The organism is Bifidobacterium aesculapii (assembly GCF_001417815.1).
Lineage (GTDB): Bacteria > Actinomycetota > Actinomycetes > Actinomycetales > Bifidobacteriaceae > Bifidobacterium > Bifidobacterium aesculapii.
This window is the reverse complement of sequence record NZ_BCFK01000028.1, coordinates 26,354-42,450: the sequence shown is the minus strand read 5'-3', so window position 1 is coordinate 42,450 and position 16,097 is coordinate 26,354. Positions and strand designations below refer to the sequence as shown.

General features: G+C 61.9%; 12 protein-coding genes and 1 riboswitch. All 12 genes read left to right on the top strand.

Features of this window, described 5'->3' with window-relative positions; all coding sequences use genetic code 11:
- The first annotated feature begins 15 nt into the window (after positions 1-15).
- The 12 genes from BFAL_RS03840 (at position 16) to tyrS (ending at position 16,056) form a co-directional block, all read left to right on the top strand.
- Positions 16-2,577 carry a type I restriction-modification system subunit M gene (locus BFAL_RS03840; RefSeq protein WP_055427102.1) on the top strand — a complete coding sequence of 854 codons (2,562 nt, stop codon included), beginning with the start codon at positions 16-18 and terminating at the stop codon, positions 2,575-2,577.
- A complete protein-coding gene (locus BFAL_RS11520) occupies positions 2,577-3,851 on the top strand; it encodes a restriction endonuclease subunit S (RefSeq protein WP_055427101.1) in 1,275 nt (424 codons plus the stop codon). Before BFAL_RS03840 ends, BFAL_RS11520 begins: the two co-directional genes overlap by 1 nt.
- 12 nt (positions 3,852-3,863) lie before the next feature.
- Positions 3,864-5,408, top strand: a complete 1,545-nt coding sequence (locus BFAL_RS03830) for a DUF8451 domain-containing protein (RefSeq protein WP_055427162.1) — start codon at positions 3,864-3,866, stop codon at positions 5,406-5,408.
- On the top strand, positions 5,405-8,659 hold the full coding sequence (locus BFAL_RS03825) for a type I restriction endonuclease subunit R (protein WP_055427100.1): 3,255 nt from the start codon (positions 5,405-5,407) through the stop codon (positions 8,657-8,659). Before BFAL_RS03830 ends, BFAL_RS03825 begins: the two co-directional genes overlap by 4 nt.
- A gap of 78 nt (positions 8,660-8,737) precedes the next feature.
- On the top strand, positions 8,738-10,210 hold the full coding sequence (gene argH, locus BFAL_RS03820) for an argininosuccinate lyase (protein ID WP_055427099.1): 1,473 nt from the start codon (positions 8,738-8,740) through the stop codon (positions 10,208-10,210).
- A 112-nt stretch (positions 10,211-10,322) separates the two neighbouring features.
- Positions 10,323-10,426: riboswitch (TPP riboswitch) on the top strand.
- A gap of 180 nt (positions 10,427-10,606) precedes the next feature.
- Positions 10,607-10,801 carry a sulfur carrier protein ThiS gene (gene thiS, locus BFAL_RS03815; protein ID WP_055427098.1) on the top strand — a complete coding sequence of 65 codons (195 nt, stop codon included), beginning with the start codon at positions 10,607-10,609 and terminating at the stop codon, positions 10,799-10,801.
- Between the two features lie 76 nt (positions 10,802-10,877).
- Positions 10,878-11,747 carry a thiazole synthase gene (locus tag BFAL_RS03810; RefSeq protein WP_082440342.1) on the top strand — a complete coding sequence of 290 codons (870 nt, stop codon included), beginning with the start codon at positions 10,878-10,880 and terminating at the stop codon, positions 11,745-11,747.
- Between the two features lie 26 nt (positions 11,748-11,773).
- Positions 11,774-12,583 (top strand): thiazole biosynthesis adenylyltransferase ThiF, encoded by an 810-nt coding sequence (gene thiF / locus BFAL_RS03805; RefSeq protein ID WP_055427097.1) that lies wholly within the window; start codon positions 11,774-11,776, stop codon positions 12,581-12,583.
- Between the two features lie 81 nt (positions 12,584-12,664).
- A complete protein-coding gene (locus tag BFAL_RS03800; protein ID WP_055427096.1) occupies positions 12,665-13,018 on the top strand; it encodes a rhodanese-like domain-containing protein in 354 nt (117 codons plus the stop codon).
- A gap of 129 nt (positions 13,019-13,147) precedes the next feature.
- Positions 13,148-13,651 carry an HD domain-containing protein gene (locus BFAL_RS03795; protein WP_055427095.1) on the top strand — a complete coding sequence of 168 codons (504 nt, stop codon included), beginning with the start codon at positions 13,148-13,150 and terminating at the stop codon, positions 13,649-13,651.
- On the top strand, positions 13,648-14,559 hold the full coding sequence (locus BFAL_RS11515; protein ID WP_236691655.1) for a putative ABC transporter permease: 912 nt from the start codon (positions 13,648-13,650) through the stop codon (positions 14,557-14,559). The genes BFAL_RS03795 and BFAL_RS11515 overlap by 4 nt, the downstream gene beginning before the upstream one ends.
- 174 nt (positions 14,560-14,733) lie before the next feature.
- Positions 14,734-16,056: a tyrosine--tRNA ligase gene (gene tyrS, locus BFAL_RS03785; protein WP_055427094.1), complete on the top strand. Its 1,323-nt coding sequence runs from the start codon at positions 14,734-14,736 to the stop codon at positions 16,054-16,056.
- Positions 16,057-16,097 lie beyond the last annotated feature (41 nt).

Below are 16,097 nucleotides of genomic sequence, written 5' to 3'. Positions count from 1 at the left end.
AGAACCACAACGACCATGAATAAGCAGCAGCTTGCCTCCAAGATCTGGGAGTCCGCGAACAGGATGCGTTCGAAGATCGAGGCCAACGAGTACAAGGACTACATTCTTGGCTTCATCTTCTACAAGTTCCTTTCCGAAACGCTGGTAGCCCGTCTATATGCGGATGACTGGACCAAGGAAGATCTGCCGGACCTCACGGAAGACGATGCCGAGACCGTGCAGGATGTGCGCAATCTCTGTGGCTATTTCATCGCATACGACAACCTGTTCTCCACGTGGATCGACAAGGGCGCCGACTTCGAGATAGCGGACGTGCGCACGGCGCTTTCGGCGTTCGAGCGCAACATCAACCCGGCGCATAAACGCGTGTTCTCCGGTATCTTCGACACGTTGCAGACGGGACTGTCCAAGCTCGGCACCGATGAGCGGAGCCGTTCCAAGGCAGCTCGCGACCTGATCTACCTGATCAAGGACATTCCGATGGACAGCCGTCAGGGGTATGACACCCTCGGCTACATCTACGAGTACCTGATCGACAAGTTCGCCTCCAACGCCGGCAAGAAAGCCGGCGAGTTCTACACGCCCAGCGAGGTCTCCCAGTTGATGAGTGAGATCGTGGCGTGGCATCTGCGTGGGCGCAAGGAGATCACGATCTACGATCCGACGTCCGGCTCCGGCTCGCTGCTCATCCATATAGGTCAGGCGGTGGCCTGCCGCAACGGCAATCCGAACGACATCAAGTACTATGCGCAGGAACTCAAGGAGAACACCTACAATCTCACGCGCATGAATCTGGTGATGCGCGGCATCCTGCCGGACAACATCGTGGCCCGCAACGGTGATACATTGAAGGACGACTGGCCGTGGTTCGATACGGACGAGACCAAGGATGAGACCTATGAACCGCTGTTCGTGGATTCCGTGGTCTCGAATCCGCCGTATTCGCAGAACTGGGAGCCGCCGGAGGCGGGTGCCGACCTGCGCTTCGAATACGGCATCGCGCCCAAGTCGAAGGCCGATTACGCCTTCATGCTGCATGACCTCTATCATCTGCGTGACGATGGCATCATGTGCATCGTCCTGCCTCATGGCGTGTTGTTCCGTGGCGGTGAGGAAGGCGTGATCCGCAAGAATCTCGTGGAACACCACCATATCCAGGCCATCATCGGTCTGCCGGCGAACATCTTCTTCGGCACGGGCATCCCCACCATCGTGATGGTGCTGTGCAAACATCGCGACGACGACCATGTGCTCATCGTCGATGCGTCCAAGCATTTCATCAAGGACGGCAAGAACAACAAGCTGCGAGCCTGCGACATCCGTCGCATCGTCGACGCGGTGGCCGGCGAGAAAAACGTGGATAAGTTCAGCCGTCTGGTCGGCATCAAGGAGATTCGGGAGAACGACTACAACCTCAACATTCCCCGATACGTGGACTCCTCCGAAGCGGCCGAGAACTGGGATCTGTATGCCACCATGTTCGGCGGCGTACCCTCGCACGAGATCGATGCGCTGCAACGGTTCTGGGACGTGTTTCCGAGTCTCAAGGAGCAGTTGTTCGAAACGCGGGATGGGCATATCGCCAAGGTCCGCGACGGTTCGGTGCGTGAGACGGTGTACGGCAATGCCGAAGTCAAGGCCTATGTCGATCGGTACAAGCGCGTGTTCGCCGATTACCCGATGCTGCTGCGCCGGGAATTGGTTGATGGCTGCGTGTCCGTGAACGTCGCCGCCAAGGAGGGTGAACTGGCGGGTGAGTTGTTCCGTCGGCTGGCCGATACGCTGCTGGTGGACCCGTACACCGCCTATCAGGTGCTTGATGATGGTTGGCAACAGGTGTCGATCGACCTTGAGACCATCCAGAACGACGGGTTTGATGCCGTCCGCGCGGTGGACCCCAACATGGTCGTCAAGAAGAAAGGCGGCAAGGACGTCGAGGTCCAGGAAGGCTGGACTGGACGTATCCTGCCGTTCGACCTCGTGCAGGAGCGGTTGCTGTCTGCCGATTTGGCCGAAATCGAATCGCAGGAGCATCGTCTGACCGAGATCGGGCAGGAGCTGAACGATCTTCTGGAGAATCTGGACGAGGAGGACAAGGACTCCGACGCGATCAACGAGGCGGGTGATGCGTTCGTCGCTGCCGAATTGAAGAAGGCGGTGAAGCGCATCGGCAAGGCTCCCCAGACCGCTCTGGACCGCGTGCTCGTGAGTGCAAGCGAACTGCTCGATGATGAACGCAAGGTCAGGAAATCCGTCAAGGATTTGCGTGCGGCCCTTGAAAACAAGACCGCGACGATCATCAAAGGGCTTGATGATGAGCAAGCCGCCGATCTGCTGGCTGCCAAGTGGATCGATCCGTTGCAGCGCAGGCTGGAGGCGTTGCCGGTCGCCGTACTTGATGAGCTGGTGTCCAAGGTGACGGCGTTGGATGACAAATATACGACCACCTATGCCGACGTATGCGGCCAGATCAGGACCGCGGAGTCCGAATTGGGAGCCATGCTCGACCAACTGACCGGCAACGAGTTCGACATGGCCGGCATCGTCGAGCTCAAGAGCCTGCTGGGAGGTGAATGATGATGGGAAATTCGAACATTCCTTCGATTCGTTTCGCTGGTTTTGCTGACCCTTGGGAACAGCGTAAGTTGGGGGAGCTGGTCCGACGTGTAACACGGAAGAATTCGGATAACGAGTCTGATCTTCCATTGACTATCTCCGCACAGTATGGATTGATTGATCAGAGGCTGTTCTTCAACAGTCAAGTGGCAAGCAAAGATATGAGTGGTTACTATCTGCTCCGGAAAGGCGAGTTTGCATATAACAAAAGCACTTCCGTGGATAGCCCATGGGGTGCGATCAAGCGTCTGACCCAGTATGAAAAGGGCTGTGTTTCAACGTTATACATATGCTTTGAGCTGCTCGGCGCTGATCCAGATTATCTTGTGACATATTACGAGACCAACCGCTGGTACAAGGCTGTCCAGATGATCGCGGCTGAAGGGGCCAGGAATCATGGGTTGCTCAATATTGCGCCTGATGATTTCTTCGAAACGACGTTATCAGTTCCACCGTCGGCTACCGAGCAGCAGGCCATCGGCCGGTTCTTCTCCCAGCTCGACGAACTCATCACCCTTCATCAGCGTAAGTATGACAAGCTTGTTGTCTTTAAGAAGGCGATGCTCGAACAAATGTTCCCTCAGGAGGGTGAATCAGTTCCGAAGATTCGTTTCGCTGGTTTTGCTGACCCTTGGGAACAGCGTAAGTTCTCTGATGAATTGGTTTTCCTAAAGAACAATACGTTGTCGCGTGCTGAGCTCAGTCCTGATAGTGGCTCTTTTTTTGATGTCCATTATGGTGATGTGCTTATCAAGTATGGTTCGGTTCTTAGCCTCGATTCGGTTGATCTTCCTCGCATTGCGAACGATGATGTTGCTACAAAGTTGGCATGTGACCTCCTTCAGGAAGGTGACATTGTCATTGCGGACACCGCGGAGGATTCCACAGCGGGAAGATGCGCTGAACTGAGGAATTTGGGGGATAAACAAGTTTTCTCAGGTCTCCACACGATGCCATGTCGCCCGCTGAGGGAATATGCCCCCGGCTTCTTGGGACATTACTTGAATGCTCCGGCTTTCCATAATCAGCTTGTGCCGCTCATGCAGGGTATAAAAGTCATTGCTGTGTCGAAGGCGGCAATGGCTGACACGATAGTGTGTGTACCCGCTGTCGAAGAACAGGCAAAGATCAGTGGCGTCTTCTCCCGGCTCGACGACCTCATCACCCTTCATCAGCGTAAGTTGGAATTGCTGCGGAACATCAAGAAATCGCTGCTTGACAAGATGTTCGTGTGACGGGAGATGATCATGGACACGTTCGACATCGCCCGGCTTGATTCGTACCGGGAGAACAACCGCATCGAGGCGAAGGCCGCGAAGGGCGGATTGCCGCGCAGCATGTGGGAAACCTACTCCGCGTTCGCCAACACCTACGGTGGAGTCATCCTGCTCGGGGTCAAAGAACGCGGTGACGGCACATTCGAGGCAATCGGACTTACCCGTTCCGAAGCCGAGCATCTGCGTCAGGATTTCTGGAACACGGTGAGCAACCGCTCCAAGGTGAGTGCCGTACTGCCCATCGAGTCCGAAGTCGAATTGCTGGAAACGGATGGCGGTGCAGTCGTCGCCATCCATGTTCCCCGCGCTCCACGCGAGGAGCGTCCCGTCCACATCAACAACGACCTCTACAACGGCACCTATCGCAGAAGAGGCGAAGGCGACTACCGCTGCATCAGAAGCGAAATCGTATCCATGGTGCGTGATCAGTCGTCCGAGACCATGGACGGTAAGGTACTTGACGAGTTCTCCGTCTCGGATCTCAACGCCGAAAGCATCAGGGGCTATCGCATGCGTTTCCAGACGGCGCACGCGCAAAGCTCGTGGAATCCCCTTGGAACCGAGCCGTTCCTGCGGGCCATCGGCGCCGCGGCCGTCAGTCGTGAGGACGGCAGGTTGCATCCCACGCTCGCCGGCATACTCATGTTCGGCAACGACTATGACATCCTCCGGGAATGCCCGAACTATTTCCTCGATTACCGTGAGGCGCTCGATCCGTCGATACGCTGGACCGATCGGGTGCACTCGGGAGATGGCTTATGGTCCGGCAACGTCTTCGACTTCTTCTTCCAGGTGAGCCGCAAGCTCACGTCGGTGCTCAAAGTGCCGTTCAAACTGGACGGTATTTTCCGAGTGGATGATACCCCCATGCACAAGGCGGTACGTGAAGCCTTGGCGAATTGCCTGTTCAACGCCGACTACTACGGCGTGCGCGGTGTGGTGGTGCGTTGCGAACCGTCTCGTCTGGTGTTCGAGAATCCGGGTACTATTCGCACCGGTCTCGAGCAGATGCGCTTGGGCGGCACGTCCGATCCACGTAATGCCGGCATCATGCGTATGTTCGGACTCATTGATGTCGGCGAGCGCGCTGGCACTGGAATCCCTGATGTCTTCGCCACATGGGCCAATGTCGGGCTTCCCGAGCCGCGGATAGAGGAATGTTTTGGCGAAGCGGAGCGGACTACGCTGATGCTTGAGCTTGGTCCGACTGCGGGTGATGAGCAGATAAGCGCATCTGATGATGGTATTGTCAGCAACGCTGACAATAACGCTGACAATACTGACAATATTGCTGACAATACCGAATCGCATGCTCTTAACAGCAGCGCGCGGGCAGTGCTTCGTTACCTTGCGCAGCATCCGAATGCCACGCAAGAAGAAATCGGCTCGGCTGTCGGTATAGGGCGAACCGCCGTTGCCAACCACACGTCGTTATTGCAAAAGCGTGGTCTGCTCAAACGTATCGGTTCACGCAAAACCGGCCACTGGGAAGTTCAAGGAGGAACAGGGCGATGATCTTCGACAAGGAATCGGATTTCGAGGAAAGTGTCATCTCGGTGCTCAAGCAGCACGGCTGGACGGACGGCGTGCTGCGTTACCCGACCGAGAAGGACCTGGTCGAGAACTGGAAGGGCATCCTCTACCGCAACAACTGCGGTGTGGATTGCCTCGGCCAGTATCATCTGACTGACGGCGAGATGGCGCAGATCCTCGAACAGATCGAGACACTGCGCACACCGCTCGCCCTCAACTCGTTCGTCAACGGACGGACCATCTCCATCATCCGCGACAACAAGGAAGACAAGGCGCATTTCGGCAAGGAGGTCAGCCTCTACATCTACGACCGTAAAGAGATCGCCGGAGGCAAAAGCGTCTACCAGATCGCCCAACAGCCGGTCTACCCGGCCAAGAATGCAATACTCAACTCGCGGCGCGGCGATCTTACCCTGCTCATCAACGGCATGCCGCTCATCCACATCGAACTGAAACGAAGCGGCACCCCGGTCAGCCAGGCGACCGGACAGATCGAGAAGTACGCGCACGAAGGCGTGTTCACCGGACTGTTCCGACTCGTGCAGATCTTCGTGGGCATGACCCCGGACGATGCCGTCTACTTCGCCAATCCCGGAGCCGACAGGTTCAACCCGAGCTACTACTTCCACTGGGCCGACTTCAACAACGAGCTCATCTGCGGCAACGACAAGCCCGGCGCCGACGAATGGAAGCGGTTCATCGGCGGCACATCAGGCGCGGCCGGTCTGCTGTCCATTCCCATGGCCCATCAGCTCATCGGCTTCTACACCGTCGCCGACTCCTCGGACGGCTGCCTCAAGGTGCTGCGCAGCTACCAGTACATCGCCGCGAACGCCATATCCGATCGCGTACGCACCTGCGACTGGGAGCATCGTCCCGAAACGCCGGGACGTCGCGGCGGCTACGTATGGCACACCACCGGCTCGGGCAAGACCATGACCAGCTTCAAATCGGCGCAGCTCATCGCCGATTCCAAGGACGCGGACAAGGTGGTGTTCCTCATGGACCGCATCGAACTGGGAACGCAATCGCTCAAGGAATACCGCAGCTTCGCCGATGACGAGGATGACGTGCAGGGCACCGAAAACACTGGTGTATTGCGCGACAAGCTCGACAGCACCGACCCCAGGAATACCCTCATCGTCACCTCCATCCAGAAGATGAGCAACATCAAACCCGGAGAGAGCGGCGTCACCCAAGCCGAGCTCGACCGCATGGCGGCCAAACGCATCGTCTTCATCGTGGACGAATGTCACCGATCCACCTTCGGCGACATGCTGCAGGACATCCGCCGATCCTTCCCCAACGCGCTGTTCTTCGGATTCACCGGCACGCCGATCCTCGATGAGAACCAGAAGAAGGACTCCACCACATCGATGATCTTCGGCAAATGCCTGCACCGGTACGGCATCGCCGACGGCATCCGCGACCACAACGTGCTCGGCTTCGACCCGACCATGGTCGCCACCTACAAGGACATGGACGTGCGCAAAGCCGTGGCTCTGAGCCAGGCGCACACGGCAACGGTCGAAGAGGCGCTCGCCGACCCTGACAAGGCCAAGGTTTACCGGCACTACATGAACAAGAACGAAGTGCCGATGGCATCCACGACAGATGGCAGCGGACGGAACGTCACCGGCATCGAGGATTTCCTTGGGAATGAGCAGTACGGTGTCGGCAGTGAACACGAGGACATGGTGGTCTCGGACATCCTCGAACAGTTCCCCGTGCTGAGTCACGCGAACAAGTTCCACGCGATGCTCGCCACCAGCTCCATCCCCGAGGCGATCAGCTACTACCGTCTGTTCAAGAAACAGGCGCCCGATCTACGGGTCACCGCACTGTTCGACCCGAACATCGACAACAACGCCGGATCCACCGTGAAAGAGGACGCCCTGTGCGAGATCATCGACGACTACAACACGGCATACGGCAAGGAATTCACCATCTCCACATGGGCGGCCATGAAGAAGGACATTTCCTCACGGCTATCCCATAAGTCGCCATACGGCAACATCGATACGAACCGGAGCCAGCGGCTTGATCTACTCATCGTGGTCGACCAGATGCTCACCGGATTTGACTCGAAATGGGTGAACACGCTGTACTTGGACAAGGTCATCGAATACGAGAGCATCATCCAGGCGTTCAGCCGCACCAACCGGTTGTTCGGACCGGACAAGCCGTTCGGCGTCATCCGCTACTACCGCAAGCCGCACACCATGCGCCGCAACATCGAGCGGGCCGTGAAACTCTATTCCGGAGACCGGCCGCTCGACCTGTTCGTACAGAAGTTGCCGCAGAACGTGGCGGCGATGGATGCGCGCTATAAGGAGATCCTCGACATATTCGGTTCCGCCGGTCAGGGCGATTTGCGTCATCTGCCGGAATCAGTGGAGGCCAAGCGCAAGTTCGCCAAGGAATTCGTGGCGTTGAACCGATTCCTGGAAGCCGCGAAAGTACAGGGATTCGAATGGGGGAGGGAATCATACGAGTTCACGGACGAGAACGGTGTGCGGACGGTCGTCAGAGCCGAACTCGATGAACGGACATACCTCATTCTGGCACAGCGGTACAAGGAATTGTTCGAGAACGGTTCCGGAACGGGCGGGTCCAACGGCGGCGGTATGGAGGCGCCGTACGAACTGGACGGCTACCTGACCGCCATCGACACCGGACTGATCGACACGGACTATATGAACGCCAACTTCACCAAATGGCTCAAGGCGCTGCGTGAGGACAGTCCCGAACTGGAGCAGGCATCCGAACTGCTGCATCGGTCGTTCGCGACGCTTTCGACTGACGAACAACGGTTCGCGGAACTGTTCCTGCATGACGTGGAACGCGGCGACGTGACGGTCGAGGACGGCATGACATTGCGCGATTACATCACCCGATACGCGCGGCGTGAAAAGGACGAACAGATAGACAAGCTCGTGGACTATTTCGGGGTTAAGCGCACGTTGGTGGAGGAACTCGTGCTGAAACACATCGATGAAGCCAATATTGGTGAATTCGGTCGGCTCAAAGACTTGTACGATTCCATCGACAAAAAACGGTCGAAAACCACGCTGGAGGCATGGACGGGAATGGTTATTTCGCAGCCCAAAGTGAATAGGGCGGTGCGTACCCTGCTGAGACGTTTCGTGTTGGAAGGCGGATTCGACATTGATGCCGCGCTCGACGATATCCGGATTGCGAAGAGCGGAGGAGCCGGACGATACGCTGCATGATGTAGCCCAACGCTGATAGTCTGGCGGACAGCCGAAACCGTGCAAGCACGCATCCAAGAAGCCTGTAAGGAGTATGTCATGGCCGAAAACACCGAACATCTCGCCCTGTGGGGCGGCCGCTTCACCTCCGGACCGTCCGCCGAACTGGCCCGGCTGTCGAAGTCCACCCAGTTCGACTGGCGGCTCGCCGACGACGACATCGCCGGCTCCCGCGCCCACGCCCGTGCCCTCGGCCGCGCCGGACTCCTCACCGCCGACGAGCTCACGCGCATGGAAGAGGCGCTCGACACGCTCCAGCGCCACGTGGACGACGGCACGTTCGCGCCCATCGAGGACGACGAGGACGAGGCCACCGCATTGGAGCGCGGCCTCATCGACCTCGCCGGCGACGAGCTCGGCGGCAAACTGCGCGCCGGACGCTCCCGCAACGACCAGATCGCCTGCCTGATCCGCATGTGGCTGCGCCGCCACTCCCGCGTCATCGCGAAACTCCTGCTCGAACTCGTCAACGCGCTCATCGCCCAGAGCGAGAAGGCCGGCCGCACCGTCATGCCCGGCCGCACGCACATGCAGCACGCCCAGCCCGTCCTGCTCGCCCACCAGCTCATGGCCCACGCCTGGCCGCTCCTGCGCGACGTCGAACGCCTCGTGGACTGGGACAAGCGCATCAACGCCTCCCCGTACGGTTCCGGCGCGCTCGCCGGCAACACGCTCGGACTCGACCCGGAGGCCGTCGCGCGCGAACTCGGCTTCTCCCGCGTGACCGACAACTCCATCGACGGCACCGCCGCCCGCGACCTCGTCGCCGAATTCGCGTTCATCGCGGCGATGACCGGCGTCGACATCTCCCGCCTGAGCGAGGAGATCATCATCTGGAACACGCAGGAGTTCGCGTTCGTCAAACTCGACGACGCCTACTCCACCGGCTCCTCGATCATGCCGCAGAAGAAGAACCCGGACATCGCCGAACTGGCGCGCGGCAAGTCCGGCCGTCTCATCGGCGACCTGACCGGCCTGCTCGCCACCTTGAAGGGCCTGCCCACCGCCTACGCGCGCGACCTGCAGGAGGACAAGGAGGCCGTGTTCGACCAGGTCGACACGCTCGAAGTGCTGCTGCCCGCGTTCACCGGCATGGTGCGCACGATGCGCTTCGACGCGGATCGCCTCGAGGCCGAGGCACCGACCGGTTTCGCGCTCGCCACCGACATCGCCGAATGGCTCGTCAAGAACGGCGTGCCGTTCCGTCACGCGCACGAGCTGTCCGGCGCGTGCGTCAAGCTCGCCGAAGGCCGCGGCCAGGAGCTGTGGGACCTGACCGACGACGACTTCACGTCCACGTTCGCCGCGTTCCTGCCGGCCGACAAGGCACCGGGCGTGCGCGAGGTGCTCTCCAGCCACGGTTCCGTCGACTCCCGCAACGGCAAGGGCGGCACCGCCTTCGGCCGCGTGCGCGAGCAGATCGTCGACGCTAAGCGCGAACTCGAGGAGCTGCGCGTCTTCGCCGACTCCACCTCCGACGGCTCCGCCTACAAGACGCCCGGCACGTTCTGATTCCGGTCCGTTCCGGTTCCGACGCGCCTCATACACCACAAGCCCCGCACACGTCGTGCGGGGCTTTCCCGTACATGGGCCGCCGTTGTCATCGTCGCCATCTACACTGGGCGTCAGCACGAACGGGAGCCCGCAGGGCTGAGAGGAAGCGCCACGCTTCGACCGGGGAACTTGACGCGGGTCATGCCGCCGTAAGGAATCGTCTTCTTTCGCCAAGGGCTCCGAATCTCGCACAGCCCCGCAGCACAACCCGTTCGCACCGATAATCTAGCCGTGCGGAACCTTCCGCATGGTCGCATGACTGGGTTCATGGATGGGCGCACCACTTAGGGTACGGTTCGTTTCGTGCGCCCTTTTTTAATATCCGACGACATTCGCCAGGGAAAGCGAGGATTCATGCAGGTCAACGGAGAACAGGTGGCGCTCGGCGGTCCCGTCAGCGTCGCCGACTATCTCGAAACCCACGGGTTCAGGGCCGAACGCGTCGCCATCGAACTCAACGGCGAGATCATCCCGCGCGAGCGCCGCGCCGAGACGATGCTCGACGACCAGTGCGTCATGGAGATCGTCCAATTCGTCCAAGGCGGCTGAGCGGCCGGTCATCCGGCTCGCCGCAACGAATCAGAGAGCCGAAGAGCAACATTCAACCCAAGGAAGGGAAACAACCATGAGCAACATCAACCCCGTCACCGAAGCGTCCGTCGAAGCCACGCCGCTGCCGCCGCAGCCGGCGGTCGTCAACCCGGTCGGCACCGCGGCGCCCATCCTGCCCGTCGAAGATAAGCCGCTCAACCTCGGTGGCCATGAATTCCAGTCGCGCTTCATCCTCGGCTCCGGCCGCTACGACCTGAACCTCATCAAGGCCACCGTCGAGCACGCGGGCACCCAGATCGTCACGATGGCGCTGCGCCGAGCCACCACCACCGAGAACAGCGTGCTCGACTACATCCCCGAAGGCATCACGCTGCTGCCGAACACGTCCGGAGCGCGCAACGCCGAGGAAGCCGTGCGCATCGCCCGGCTCGCCCGCGAGGTGTGCCACACCGACTTCGTCAAGGTCGAGATCGAGCACGAGACCAAGTACCTGCTGCCCGACAACGCCGAAACCATCCGCGCCACCGAGATGCTGGCCAAGGAGGGCTTCGTCGTCATGCCGTACATGTTCCCCGACCCGATCGCCGCACGTCAGCTCGAGGAGGCCGGCGCCGCCGCCGTCATGCCGCTCGGCTCGCTCATCGGCTCCAACATGGGCCTGCGCATGCGCGACTTCATCAAGATCATCATCGCGAACGCGAACGTGCCGGTCATCATCGACGCGGGCATCGGCCGTCCCAGCCAGGCCGCCGACGCGATGGAGATGGGCGCGGACGCGGTCATGGCGTACACGGCCGTCGCCTCCGCCGGCAACATCCCGCTCATGGCCGAGGCGTTCAGGCACGCCATCGACGCCGGACGCGCCGCCTACCTCGCCGGTCTCGGCAAGGTGACCGAAGGTCAGGCCGTGCCGTCCAGTCCGACCACCGGCTACCTGCACTGAGCGGGGGGGGGGATTCGCGCATCGCCATGGCATTCACGGACGAACAACTCGAACGGTATTCGCGGCATCTGATCCTCAAAGGATTGGGCGTCACGGGGCAGAAGCGTCTGCTCGGCGCCGGCGTGCTCATCGTCGGCGCGGGAGGGCTCGGCTCGCCGGCAGCGCTCTACCTCGCCGCAGCCGGCGTGGGCCGCATCGGTCTCGTGGACGGCGACGTGGTCGACCTGAGCAACCTGCAACGCCAGATCATCCACACCACCGCGAGCGTCGGCACGCCCAAAGTGGAGTCGGCGGCCGCGGCGATCCGCGCGCTCAACCCGGACGTCACGGTCGAGGCGCACCATACGACGCTCGACGCCGGCAACGTCGCGGACCTCATCGCGCCATACGATCTCGTCATCGACGCGACCGACAACTTCGCCGCGAAGTTCCTCATCAACGACGCGTGCGTGCTCGCCGGCAAGCCGTTCATCCATGCCGGCGTCGTCGGATTCGCCGGGCAGGTCATGGACGTCGTGCCCGGCGCGGGTCCCTGCTACCGGTGCATCTTCCGCGACATGCCGGCCGCCGGCGAGGTGCCGTCCTGCCGCGAGGCGGGCGTGCTCGGCGCTGTCGTCGGCGTGATCGGCAGCCTCGAGGCCACGGAGGCGGTCAAACTCATCGCGGGCGTGGGCGAGCCGCTCGTCGCACGCATGCTCACCGTCGACGCGCTGACGATGAACGTACGCCGCGTGCCGCTGCCGAAGCGTGTGCCAGACTGCCCGGTGTGCGGCGAGGAGCCGACCATCACGTCGCTCGATCCGTCGCGCTACGTGCAGCCCGCCTGCGCGATCTGAGACGGACGGCCGCGATCAGGTCGGGAGCGGAACCGACGAATCGACAAACAGGAACGGAATCGATACGGAGAGAAGGGGAATATGCCCATCGCATGGGGCCATGACCAGAACACGGCGGACGGCGACGACGAAGTCCGCCGCATCACGCCCGCCGAGTTCGCCGCGCTCGACCACAGCCAGGTGACGCTGCTCGACCTGCGCGAACCGGCCGACGTGGCCGCGAATCCGGTCGAAGACGCGGTCAACGCGCCGCTCGACCCGCTCGCCCACGTGCTGAGAACCGTGCCGAAGACGCGCACGGTGGTCGTGTTCTGCACGGAAGGATGGTGGAGCGAGGAGGTCGCGCAGATCCTCACCGACCGCGGCTACGAGGCGGTGAGCCTCGAAGGCGGCTACCGCGCGTATCGCGAATACCTCGACGCGGCGCGGGGATGATACCGCCCCGCACGAATCATCCCCGTGGACGAGCACACGCGGTACACGCGAATCGTACAATCGTGTGGCAGTGGCGTACGGAACCGCACGCCGACTCGACCGAACGCAACGACAGGGGATGATGCTTTTATGGGGCGACCGCTCACCCGCACCCAGATACGTCGACTCGTCGCCGAACACGGCCGCGAGGTGCTCGAACACCCGCACATGCAGGCCGAACACGGCAACTACCAGCACGGCAACGTGTCGACGTTCGCCCACTCCATCCGCGTGGCGTGCCTCGCCGTATGGCTCGCCGACCGGCTGCACCTGTGGCGGCGCGTCGACGTGCGTTCGCTCGTGCGCGCGGCCCTGCTGCACGACTACTTCCTCTACGACTGGCATGACTGGGACGGCGGCGCGCACCGCCTGCACGGGTTCACGCACGGCAACGCCGCACTGCTCAACGCCATGCGCGACTTCCGCCTCAACGCCATCGAACGCGACTCCATCTCCTGCCACATGTTCCCGCTCACGCCCACGGCGCCGAGCTACGTGGAAGGGTGGCTCGTCACCGTCGCGGACAAGCTGTCCGCCGCGCGCGAGACGCTTTCATCCGAGCGGTTCGACAAGGGGAGGAACCCCATTCGATGACCTTGCTCGCCCTGGAATACCTGTTCCTATGGTTCCTGTTCTACAGCCTCGCCGGCTGGGTGTACGAGTCGATTCTCGTCTCCGTGCAGCAGCGCAGGCCCGTCAACCGCGGCTTCCTCAACGGACCGTTGTGCCCGATCTACGGCACGGGCGCGGTGCTCGGCATCGTCGTGCTCGGCGACGTGCGCAATCCCGCGGTCGTGTTCCTGATCTCCTCGGTGGGCGCGTGCATGCTCGAATACCTCACCTCGTGGGCCATGGAGAAGCTGTTCCATGCGCGATGGTGGGATTACTCGCACTTCCGGTTCAACCTGAACGGGCGCATCTGCCTTCTGGGCGCGATGGTGTTCGGCATCGGCGGCGTCGTGATCGTCGACGTCGTCCAGCCGCAGGTGGAGAGGGCCACCATGCTCATCCCGCTGGCGGCGATCCACTGGATGTGCGCGGTGTTCCTCGTGCTCACCGCGGCCGACACGGTGGTCACGGTCGTCGGCATCGTCGACTTCGACAAGAGCCTCGAACGTTTCCGCGAAGCCGTCGCCAAATACGGCGACACGCTCGGTGAGATGCGCGAGAAGGTCGGCGACGTGACCGACCGTGCGGCCGGGGCGGCTGCGGAACTGGCTGCGGGCATGGCGGCCGGGGCGAACGAACGCCTCGGCGGCGTGCCCGGCAAGGTGGGCGAGGTCGGCGGCATGGTCGGCGAACGGCTTGGCGAATCCCTGCAGTCCGGCCGCGAGATGTCCGCCGAACTCATGGCGCGCGTGCGCGAGGCGGCCGCACGCACGTTCAACAGCCAGCAGCGGCGCATGATCGCCTCGTTCCCGCGTCTCAAGGCCACGCGCAACGACGACGCCCTCCGCCAGCTGCGCGAGGCGTTCGAGCGGCTGCGTCGCGACGGCCGATGACGGGGTCGTTCGTACGCACGTCTCGCACGGCCGCCGTTTCGCGGCCACCCTTACCGTCCGTGGCGGGCGCGCTGCGGGCGGGCGACCTGTCGCCGCGGCATGCGAGACTGGTAGGCGCTTGAAATCCGAGTAGGGCATGTCACATCCACAATTCGATAGGGAGAGCGACCACTTATGGCTCACGTCATCGACTTCAAAGAGGCGGGGTTCGACACCCTGCTCGATGAGCTGGAATGGCGCGGGTTGATCTCGCAGTCCACGGACCGCGATCGACTCGCAGCGGCGTTGAACGGGGAGCCGATCACCTATTATTGCGGTTTCGACCCGACGGCCGCCTCCCTGCACATCGGCAACCTCGTCCAGCTTATCAACATGCGTCACCTCCAGGCGGCCGGGCACCACCCGATCGCGCTGGTCGGCGGCGCCACGGGTCTCATCGGCGACCCGCGCCAGTCGGGCGAGCGCACGCTCAACCCGAAGGACGTGGTGGCCGGCTGGGCCGAGCGTCTCAAGCGCCAGATCGGCGGCATTCTCGTCACCGAGGGCGCCAACCCGGTGCGCTTCGTCTCCAACTACGACTGGACCGCGCAGATGAACGTCATCGACTTCCTGCGCGACGTCGGCAAGAACTTCCGTCTCGGCACGATGCTCGCCAAGGACACCGTGGCCCGCCGTCTCAACTCGGAGGAGGGCATCTCCTTCACCGAGTTCAGCTACCAGGTGCTGCAGGGCAACGACTTCCTCCACCTGTACGACGAATACCATTGCACGCTCGAGCTCGGCGGCTCCGATCAGTGGGGCAACCTCACCTCCGGTCTGGACCTCATCCACAAGGTGCGCGGCGTGGACGTCAACGTGTTCACCAGCCCGATCATCACCGACGCGCAGGGCAAGAAGTTCGGCAAGTCCGAGGGCAACGCCGTCTGGATCGACCCGACGATGCTCTCCCCGTACAAGTTCTACCAGTTCTGGATCAACCGCCCGGACGTGGAGATGGAGAGCCTGCTCAAGGCGTTCACCTTCCTGCCGAAGGCGGAGATCGAACGGCTGGTCGAGGAGTCGAAGACCAATCCGGGCAAGCGCGAGGCGCAGAAGGCGCTCGCCTGGGAGGTCACCAGCTTCGTGCACGGCGAGGCCGCGACGCAGGCCGCGATCGACGCCTCCGCCGCGCTGTTCGGCCGAGGCGGCGACCTCGCCGCGATCGACGAGTCCACGCTCGAATCGGTGCTCGAAGGCTTCAAGGTCGTCGACGAGCACGGAGAGCACGTGTTCCCCGCAGTCGAGGCCGGCGTGCGCGTGATCGACGCCGCGCAGGCCGCAGGACTGTTCAAGTCTGCGTCCGAGGCGCGCCGCGCCGTCAAGTCCGGCGGCGTCTACCTCAACAACGCGCGCGTCGAGGACGAGGAGGCCGTGATCGGCGGCGGCGATTTCCTCGCCGGCCGTTTCGCGCTCATCCGACGCGGCAAGAAGGCTCTCGGCGCGGTCGAAAAGCGCTGACCATACATGCGGGGGAGCACGTTCGACCGGTCTTCCCCGCA

Excerpts from the sequence above, each read along its gene's own strand:
- BFAL_RS03840 (WP_055427102.1), top strand. The coding sequence starts at position 16 with ATGAATAAGCAGCAGCTTGCCTCCAAGATCTGGGAGTCCGCGAACAGG.
- BFAL_RS11520 (WP_055427101.1), top strand. The coding sequence starts at position 2,577 with ATGATGGGAAATTCGAACATTCCTTCGATTCGTTTCGCTGGTTTTGCT.
- BFAL_RS03830 (WP_055427162.1), top strand. The coding sequence starts at position 3,864 with ATGGACACGTTCGACATCGCCCGGCTTGATTCGTACCGGGAGAACAAC.
- BFAL_RS03825 (WP_055427100.1), top strand. The coding sequence starts at position 5,405 with ATGATCTTCGACAAGGAATCGGATTTCGAGGAAAGTGTCATCTCGGTG.
- argH (WP_055427099.1), top strand. The coding sequence starts at position 8,738 with ATGGCCGAAAACACCGAACATCTCGCCCTGTGGGGCGGCCGCTTCACC.
- thiS (WP_055427098.1), top strand. The coding sequence starts at position 10,607 with ATGCAGGTCAACGGAGAACAGGTGGCGCTCGGCGGTCCCGTCAGCGTC.
- BFAL_RS03810 (WP_082440342.1), top strand. The coding sequence starts at position 10,878 with ATGAGCAACATCAACCCCGTCACCGAAGCGTCCGTCGAAGCCACGCCG.
- thiF (WP_055427097.1), top strand. The coding sequence starts at position 11,774 with ATGGCATTCACGGACGAACAACTCGAACGGTATTCGCGGCATCTGATC.
- BFAL_RS03800 (WP_055427096.1), top strand. The coding sequence starts at position 12,665 with ATGCCCATCGCATGGGGCCATGACCAGAACACGGCGGACGGCGACGAC.
- BFAL_RS03795 (WP_055427095.1), top strand. The coding sequence starts at position 13,148 with ATGGGGCGACCGCTCACCCGCACCCAGATACGTCGACTCGTCGCCGAA.
- BFAL_RS11515 (WP_236691655.1), top strand. The coding sequence starts at position 13,648 with ATGACCTTGCTCGCCCTGGAATACCTGTTCCTATGGTTCCTGTTCTAC.
- tyrS (WP_055427094.1), top strand. The coding sequence starts at position 14,734 with ATGGCTCACGTCATCGACTTCAAAGAGGCGGGGTTCGACACCCTGCTC.